The following is a 3,270-nucleotide window of genomic DNA, read 5'->3' as shown; positions in this document are numbered from 1 at the left end:
GGCGGGCGCCGGCGCCCCCATCATCTCGGACCTCGTCGTCGGCCGCGCCGTGGCCGAAGGCAGCTTGCGGTCGGTGCCGATCGACCTGCCGAAGCGCGACTTCGCCATCATCACCCACCGCGACCGCCAGCCGAGCCTCGCCCAGATGGCGCTGCGGGCGCATCTGGGTGGAAAGGCGGACTTGCCGCCGCTGAGCAGGGGCTGATCGGGAAGAAGCGTCTCAGGCGAATTTCCGCTGCGCATCCAGCGCCAGCCCGAGCCCGACCGAGCCGAACATGTCGCCCTCGATGACGGAGGCCTGCGGCACCAGCGAAAGGATCTGGCGTTTGGCGAGCGGGATCGCGGTCGAGCCGCCGGTCAGGAACACGGCGGTTATGGCGGAGGCGTCGACACCGGCGTCGGCGATCGTCTGCCGGACCGTCGCGGTCACCCGCTCGATGTCGTCCCCGATCGTCGCCTCCAGTCCGCCGCGCGTGATCTCGGGCGCGAAGCGTGCGCCGGGCAGCGAGACCCTCACCTCGGCTGAGGACTGATCCGTCAGCGCGATCTTGGCCCTTTCGACCAGGCCTGCGATCGCGTGTCCGTAGCGGTGCTCCACGATATGGATGAATTGGCCGACGAGATCGGCGCGCTCGGCCTCGAAGCGGATCTGCCTCAGGTCCGTCATCGCCTTCGCGGTATAGACGAGATTGATGCGCTGCCAGGTCGCCAGGTCGATGAAATAGCTCGCCGGCAGGTTGCGCTTGCCGTCCTTGGTCGGCGTCAGATAGCCGAGCTCGGGCATGACGTGGGCGATGCTGAGCAGCCGGTCGAAATCGGTGCCACCGATATGGATGCCGCGGTTGGCCAGGATGTCGCCCTTGCGATCGGCCGAGCGCGCGCGTTCGGGCGAGACCCGGACCACCGAGAAGTCGGACGTGCCGCCGCCCATGTCGACGATCAGCGCCAGTTCCTCCCGGGCAACCTTCTGTTCGTAGTCGAGCGCCGCCGCGATCGGCTCGAACTGGAAGGCGATGTGCTTGAACCCTTGCGCCCGCGCCGCCTTTTCAAGCTCCCCCTGCGCCCTCGCATCGGCCTCGGCGTCATCGTCGATGAACTGTACCGGGCGACCGAGCACGATCGTCTCGACCGAAGTGCCAGCGTCCTCTTCCAGCCGCTGCTTCAGATGGGCGATGAAGAAGCCGATGATGTCGGTGAAGCCGATCAGGCGTGCCTTGATGCGGGTCTTCTCGTGAGCGAGCGAACTGCCGAGCACGCTCTTCAGGGAGCGCATCAGCCGGCCCTCGATGCTGTCGGTGTAGTCGCTGATGGCGCGGCGGCCGAAATAGGTATGGCCGTCCTCGAAGTTGAAGAAGACGGCGCTTGGCAATGTAGGCTGTTCACCTTCCAGCGCCACCAGTCGCGCCTGCCCGTTCCGGATCACGCCCACGGTGGAATTGGACGTGCCGAAATCGATGCCGCCGAATGCTGATTGCATAGCAGCCTCCTGTCATTGGTTTCGTCGCAGCGGATCGTCGGCGCCGGCAAAGGCGCGGACGTCCGGATGGCCGGACCGTTCTGCCGAATTGAATGTGCGTGTTTGCCTTGGGAGGCGGCGGTTTATCGCATCATCGGAAAAAGGGAAAGCCTCTTTTCCCGGGGAGATCAATCCTTGCGGAAGACCAGCCGCCCCAGCCAGCCAGTCAGCATGGCGAGCGACACGGCGAACACGCCGTACAGGAAGGAATAATCGTGCGCGACGCGGAAGATCGACTGCTCGAAACCGGATTTGCGGATTTCGAGCTGGGCCGAGCTTTCCTTGATGAACATGCCGCTCTTGAACAGGAAGGCGCGCGCCTTGTGGGTGCCGACCGGAACGTCGGGCGCCAGCCTCACCGTGGCGCGGAACAGGTTCTGCGACAGGAACTGCACGCCGCCGACATTTTCGCTGTAGAGCCCGGTCGCCTTCTTGCGATCGCGAAGTGCGGCGGTGAACTCCTCGATCGTCGCCGGGCTGTCGGTCTCGTCGGCGGGCTTCATGTAGAGGTTGGCCGAGCCGAGCGACAGCTGCTTGTAGCTGTTCGGTTCGGTTATGTCCTGCAGCGGCCGCGTCGTGGCCACCGAATAGGACACCGGCACGTTCTCGAACGTCTCCGACTCCAGATTGATCCAGACGCCGAGCACCCGGTCCTTGCGCCGCACCACCACCGGTCGAGGCGGGCCCTCGAGCACGACGATGACGTCGTAGCGCCCCTGGCGCGCGACCAGCGGATCGGGATTTTCCAGCGACCCGAAGATGGTGAGGTCGGCGCCGGAAAACCCGGCGGTGATCGAGACGGCGTCGGTCGACAGGCCGATCTGGATGCCTTCGACCGGCGGGGTTTGCGCCGCCGTCGGCGACGCGGCCGCGACGAGCACAAGCAAGGCGGCGGCCGCGAACCCCTTCCACCCCGCCATCAGTTCAGGCCCGCCGCGGAAAGCGAATAGAGATTGGGCGGGGTGACGAAGAGATCGATCGCCAGGCGGATGGCAACGGCGAGAACCAGCATTGCCAGCAATGCCCTGAGCTGCTCGCCGCGCAGCTTCTGGCCGGCCTTGGCGCCATATTGCGCGCCGGCGACACCGCCCGCCATCAGCAGGAAGGCGAGCATCACGTCGACCGTCTGGTTGGTGGTGGCGTGCACCAGGGTGGTGTAGGCCGAGGTGAAGATGATCTGGAACAGCGAGGTGCCGATGACGACGTTGGTCGGCACTTTCAAGAGATAGATCAGCGCCGGTACCATGATGAAGCCGCCGCCGACGCCCATGATCGACGACAGGAAGCCGATGCCGGCGCCGAGCCCGAGCACCGGGATGACGCTGACGAACAGCTTCGAGGCGCGGAAGCGCATCTTCAGCGGCAGCCGGTGGATCCAGTTGTGCTGGCCGGATTTTTTCAGCACGGGTGCGGCGCCGCTGCGGGTGGCGCGCAGCGCATTGACGCTCTCGACCAGCATCAGCCCGCCGACGGTGCCGAGCAGCGCGACGTAGAGCAGCGAGATGAAGAGATCGAGCTGGCCGAGCCGGCGCAGCACGGCAAAGACATAGACGCCCCCGGTCGAGCCGACGATACCGCCCGCGAGCAGCACGCCGCCGAGCTTGAAGTCGAGCGTGCCGCGCTTCATGTGCGACAGCGCGCCGGAGAAGGAGGAGGCGATGACCTGGTTGGCGCCGGTGGCGACGGCGATCGCCGGCGGGATGTTGTAGAAGATCAGCAGCGGCGTGATGAGGAAGCCACCGCCCACCCCGAAC

3 protein-coding genes and 1 pseudogene are annotated in these 3,270 nt (G+C 66.1%); 1 reads left to right on the top strand and 3 read right to left on the bottom strand.

Annotated elements, in window-relative coordinates:
- Window positions 1-205 (top strand): annotated as a pseudogene (locus EN738_RS32735) (LysR family transcriptional regulator); the annotation flags it as partial.
- Window positions 206-220: 15 nt separating this feature from the next.
- Here the strand turns inward: EN738_RS32735 and EN738_RS32730 are convergent.
- The 3 genes from EN738_RS32730 to EN738_RS32720 all read right to left on the bottom strand — a co-directional run.
- Window positions 221-1,477 (bottom strand): Hsp70 family protein, encoded by a 1,257-nt coding sequence (locus EN738_RS32730; RefSeq protein WP_127287173.1) that lies wholly within the window; start codon window positions 1,475-1,477, stop codon window positions 221-223.
- 167 nt (window positions 1,478-1,644) lie between these two features.
- The gene (locus EN738_RS32725) at window positions 1,645-2,436 is read right to left on the bottom strand and encodes a TIGR02186 family protein (RefSeq protein ID WP_127287172.1); all 792 of its coding nucleotides are present in this window, start codon (window positions 2,434-2,436) and stop codon (window positions 1,645-1,647) included.
- Window positions 2,436-3,270 (bottom strand): sulfite exporter TauE/SafE family protein (locus tag EN738_RS32720; protein WP_145967009.1); only part of this gene is annotated, 835 nt, incomplete at its 5' end. The genes EN738_RS32720 and EN738_RS32725, both read right to left, overlap by 1 nt.

Origin of the sequence: Mesorhizobium sp. M4B.F.Ca.ET.017.02.2.1 (assembly GCF_003998955.1) — a bacterium.
GTDB classification, from domain to species: Bacteria; Pseudomonadota; Alphaproteobacteria; order Rhizobiales; family Rhizobiaceae; genus Mesorhizobium; species Mesorhizobium abyssinicae.
This window is presented reverse-complemented; position numbering and strand designations above follow the sequence as displayed.